This is a genomic window from Bacillus xiamenensis (assembly GCF_000300535.1).
In the GTDB taxonomy this organism is placed as follows: Bacteria; Bacillota; Bacilli; order Bacillales; family Bacillaceae; genus Bacillus; species Bacillus xiamenensis.
Genome location: NZ_AMSH01000100.1, coordinates 1 through 4,740, shown reverse-complemented (window position 1 = coordinate 4,740; position 4,740 = coordinate 1). Strand labels below are relative to the sequence as shown.

At 41.4% G+C, this 4,740-nt stretch carries 6 protein-coding genes; 4 read left to right on the top strand and 2 right to left on the bottom strand.

Annotated elements, in window-relative coordinates; genetic code table 11:
- Together BA1_RS17930 and hemQ are read right to left on the bottom strand one after the other, a co-directional pair.
- Positions 1–548 (bottom strand): MFS transporter (locus BA1_RS17930; RefSeq protein WP_008362088.1); only part of this gene is annotated, 548 nt, incomplete at its 3' end.
- 71 nt (positions 549–619) lie between these two features.
- Positions 620–1,390 (bottom strand): hydrogen peroxide-dependent heme synthase, encoded by a 771-nt coding sequence (gene hemQ, locus BA1_RS17925; protein ID WP_008362086.1) that lies wholly within the window; start codon positions 1,388–1,390, stop codon positions 620–622.
- A gap of 240 nt (positions 1,391–1,630) precedes the next feature.
- Between hemQ and pta the strand changes: the two genes are divergently transcribed.
- From pta to BA1_RS17905, 4 genes are all read left to right on the top strand, one after another.
- Complete coding sequence (pta, locus tag BA1_RS17920; RefSeq protein ID WP_008362084.1) at positions 1,631–2,602, top strand: phosphate acetyltransferase; 972 nt, start codon at positions 1,631–1,633, stop codon at positions 2,600–2,602.
- 174 nt (positions 2,603–2,776) lie between these two features.
- Complete coding sequence (locus BA1_RS17915) at positions 2,777–3,184, top strand: YwqH-like family protein (RefSeq protein WP_008362082.1); 408 nt, start codon at positions 2,777–2,779, stop codon at positions 3,182–3,184.
- Between the two features lies 1 nt (position 3,185).
- On the top strand, positions 3,186–3,464 hold the full coding sequence (locus BA1_RS17910) for a YwqI/YxiC family protein (RefSeq protein ID WP_008362080.1): 279 nt from the start codon (positions 3,186–3,188) through the stop codon (positions 3,462–3,464).
- An 11-nt stretch (positions 3,465–3,475) separates the two neighbouring features.
- The coding region (locus tag BA1_RS17905; protein ID WP_008362078.1) for a T7SS effector LXG polymorphic toxin at positions 3,476–4,740 on the top strand (1,265 nt) is incomplete at its 3' end.

The following is a 4,740-nucleotide window of genomic DNA, read 5'->3' as shown; positions in this document are numbered from 1 at the left end:
TAATACAATTGTTTTTTGGATTGACATGTTATCGAAACGTGAAGAAGAAAGAAGAAATCAATTAGAAGTCGTGGCCTTAATTGGTTTCCGATAAACGTACCAAATGGCACACCAAGTACATTGGCTACCGTAAGTCCTGTAAACATGAAGCTGATCGCACTTGCGCTTCTCTCCTTAGGAACAAGCCGTGCAGCCATAATGGCTCCAACACCAAAGAAGGTACCATGAGCAAAAGACGTTAAAATACGTGCAGCCATCAACAGACCATAAGAAGTCGATACAGCGGCGACAGCATTTCCTGCCACGAAAAGAATCATTAATAAGATAAGAAGACGTTTCCTCGACATTTTTCCAGTTGATAACGTTAAAATAGGTCCGCCAACTGCGACACCGAGTGCATATCCAGTAATCAGCTGACCTGAAACAGAGATGGATACATGGAGATCATTTGCAACGTTTGGCAAAAGTCCCATGATGACAAATTCAGTCATGCCAATCGAAAACGCACCGAGCGTTAATGCAAAAATAGCGATGGGGAAGTTTTTCATGATGAGATCACCTTTCTAAACAAATACATACATAAAAAAGCTTCGGAGAGATCCGAAGCCTTAAGAGTTTATCATACATGGAAATAAGACGCCAGCTGCTCGTTTGCTAATCGGTTTCCAACAAAGAAGGAACCAAATTCGCCGTAGCGTGCACTCACTTCATCGAAGCGCATTTCGTAAACCAATTTTTTAAATTGAAGAACATCGTCTGAGAAAAGGGTGACGCCCCACTCATAATCATCAAAGCCAACAGATCCTGTAATGATCTGTTTTACTTTCCCAGCATAGCTTCTGCCAATTAAGCCGTGGCTTCTCATTAGGGATTTACGCTCATCCATTGAAAGCATGTACCAGTTATCATTGCCAGAACGTCTTTTATCCATTGGATAGAAGCAGACATATTGAGAAGAAGGAAGCTCAGGATATAGACGCGCACGTACATGCGGGTTCTCGTAAGGGTCTCCGCCATCTCCGCCTCCTGCTAAGTAGTTGCTCAGTTCAACAACTGACACGTACGAATAGGCTGGAATCGTAAATTCTGCTAGTCGTGACTTGTTGAATTCAAGCTCGATTTCACCCAGTTCTTCCATTGTTGGACGTAAAATCATGAGCATAATATCTGCTTTTTGGCCGACAATACTATAGATTGTTTGGCTTCCAGCCTGATTGTGCTCCGCTGTTTTCCATTTTTCTAATAGACCTGTGAACTCATGAAGAATCGCTTGACGCTCATCACTTGTTAACAGCTTCCAAGCTGTCCAGTCGATCGTTCTAAAATCATGCAGCGCATACCAGCCGTCTAGTGTTTGAGCTGCTTCATTTGTTGTATGTTGTTCGCTCATTTCTTTCACTCCTATTTACAGTTTTCCATCTGTTCCAACTATAACATAGTTTGTCCCAATGGAGATGTGATCAAAACTTGAACGAGGGAAACAGCTTTTATGGAAATTGATTAAATTAGTTTGAAAAATAAGAATTTAATTTGTAAGCGCTATAATGTAAGTTGGTAGTTTGAATTTATGTAGAAGAAGAGTATGCTTAAAAGAGAACGCTTTTTTTGTAAAATCAAGGAGGGTATTGAAGTGGCAGATATTTTTTCAACAGTTCAGGAAAAGGTTGCAGGTAAAGGCGTTAAGATCGTTTTTCCTGAGGGAATGGACGAACGCATTCTAACGGCCGTTCAAAAACTAGCAGATGGCAAAGTATTGCAGCCGATTGTTGTAGGCAAGCAGCAAGAAGTGGAAGCAAAAGCAAAAGAATTAGGTCTTACACTTGATGGTGTTGACGTGTATGATCCTCATACATATGAAGGTTTTGAAGAGCTTGTACAGGCTTTCGTTGAAAGACGTAAAGGTAAAGCAACAGAAGAACAAGCAAGAAAAGCATTACTGGATGAAAACTATTTCGGTACGATGCTTGTGTATAAAGGTCTTGCAGACGGACTTGTGAGTGGTGCAGCACACTCAACGGCTGATACAGTGCGCCCAGCACTTCAAATCATTAAAACAAAAGAAGGCGTAAAGAAAACATCTGGCGTCTTCATTATGGCTCGCGGAGACGAGCAATATGTGTTTGCTGATTGTGCGATCAACATTGCACCAGACAGCCAAGATTTAGCTGAAATTGCTATCGAAAGTGCAAACACAGCAAAAATGTTTGACATTGAACCACGTGTGGCAATGCTTAGCTTCTCAACAAAAGGCTCAGCAAAATCAGACGAAACGGAAAAAGTGTCTGAAGCGGTTCGCATTGCAAAAGAAAAAGCACCTGAGCTTGTACTTGATGGAGAGTTCCAATTCGATGCAGCTTTCGTTCCTTCAGTAGCAGCGAAAAAAGCACCAGATTCTGTCATCAAGGGCGATGCCAGCGTATTTGTTTTCCCTAGCCTCGAAGCAGGAAACATCGGCTACAAAATTGCACAGCGCTTAGGTAACTTTGAAGCAGTAGGTCCAATCCTGCAAGGTCTAAACCAACCAGTAAACGATCTTTCAAGAGGCTGTAATGCCGAAGACGTTTACAACCTTGCGCTTATCACAGCAGCTCAAGCACTATAATATAATCATCCAAGAAGCTAGCTTCGTGTCAAAACGAAGCTAGCTTTTTTTATGTGGATTAGGTATAAAAACCCAATACATACGATTCATTTTTAAGTGAATTCGTTTTCAATCATATGCCTCTTGTGCTAGTAAATGGTAACATAACGGAGGACTATTTGAGGAATAGGGGTGTTGACGATATCTGGAACCATGATCGGATATAAAACGGCCTTGTATTCGTTAAAGGCAGACATATCCATAAAGAAAGAACAAATCACAGAACTGAGCATATGCCGAAAAGAAGTGAAAGAGGCAAAAACGGCCATGTCAGATGCGAGCAAGAACATCATGCGTCCGAACCTTACGTCACATACATGGTTTGGCCATTTGGCTGATACGTTTGATCGCCTTAGGGAAGAGATGGAATCGGCCAGTCAAGAAATAAAGGATGCACAGCTCACCAATCTATTGAATCGAATTGATGAAAAAATTAATGACCTGACAGCAGATATCCATTCATTAGAACGTGATATTCATACAGTTGAAAGAAAAATAGAAAAAGAGAAGCAAAAACAACTGGAAGAAAAACGAGGAAAATAAAATGAGCAAAGAAATCAAAATAGATGCCAGTGAGGCGAAAAAAGCATTAAAACATGCAAAACAAGCAGGTGCTCATGTCCATTCAACACTTCCAAAAACCATCAAAGGGACAAATGAGCTTTCCACCACAGAACAGATAGAAAAGATCAACCAGCAATTGAATAAACTAACTACATCCTATATAGAAATACTTCAGAAACAGCTTGCACAAACAGAACAAGCCGTGAGCACCATGGTTGAAACGGACAAAGCGCTTGCTTCTAGTCATAAAAGAAAATAAAGGAGAACGGAATGAAAACCCTTGACGCCTTTGCGCTAATCAATGGAATTGACCAAACACTGAATTCGTTAAAGCAGCAGTCACATAATATCAGCGCACTAGAAAAACAAATCGACTACATCATCTCCCTTGATGACGCACTAAAGGGAGAGGCAGGTAAGGCCATCCGAGCATTTTATACAGAATGCCATATTCCTTTCTTGCAATTCTTTCAGGTTGTCATTGAGGAATACAGCTCTGAGCTCAAAAAAACAAAGCAGGCACTTCATGCCCTTGAATCAAATCAACATGGTTTTATTTCACAAACATTCATCGAACACGAACTTGATTCAGGTTTAAAAAAAGCGGAGCGAGCGATTTCTGACATCGTAACAGATGTAAACCAGGCGATCGGCAGGGTCAGTCATATCGTTCATTTGCCTCATGTAGATGAGTCTGCTTTTCAACAGAGCTATCAAAAAGCATGGCTTGAGACCTCCAGAACCATTGGACTGCTCCATGCCTTTGACAGAGAACAAACAAGTGCTATGAATGAAACAACAAGTGCACTACAAACAATGAAGCAATACATAGACACCTTAAGCACCATGTTCAGCGGTCCAAAAATCGAGATCACCAGCTATCAAAAGGGATCTATTTTCAAAGACACAAAAGAAGAAAAAGTAAGCAGCACGATCAATGGATTGAATAACAAAATAGACAACCAGAAGGACCATCCGATGATGATCATGCTGAAGAAATTGAGTGAGAAAGAACAGGCGAATGTGGAGACGGTGGTTCATAGAGACACCCTCCGAAACGTCAACAAGCAAGTCAAAGAAAGCGATCCATTGCTTACGACATTACAAAAAGAAGCTGTGAGCGGGAAAAGTAAGATTCATAGAGACATCAGGGTCGTAAATGGTAAACTATATAACGTAAAAGGCATCAAAAAGCTAAAAGAATTCGACATCGCTGATGAAGTCGTCACGAACCCGTCGGATATTGATTTTATTGGCGGGAGATACACCGTTTACGCCAATAAACAAATCATTCGAACATATATTGCAAACGGCGAAGTAAGAATAGAAGAAGTTGACAACATCCCAGAAAGCCGCAGCCGCGGAAATGCCAAACGCATACTAGATGGTGAGGTCGTCTCAACCGCCGAAAACATCATTTTAGAATACAGCGGCATCTACGACGGCTACCGAGCCATCACTGGCAAAGACCCCGAAACCGGCCAAACCATCAGCAGCACCGACAAAGCCCTATCCGCAGCCTCTATTATCCCATT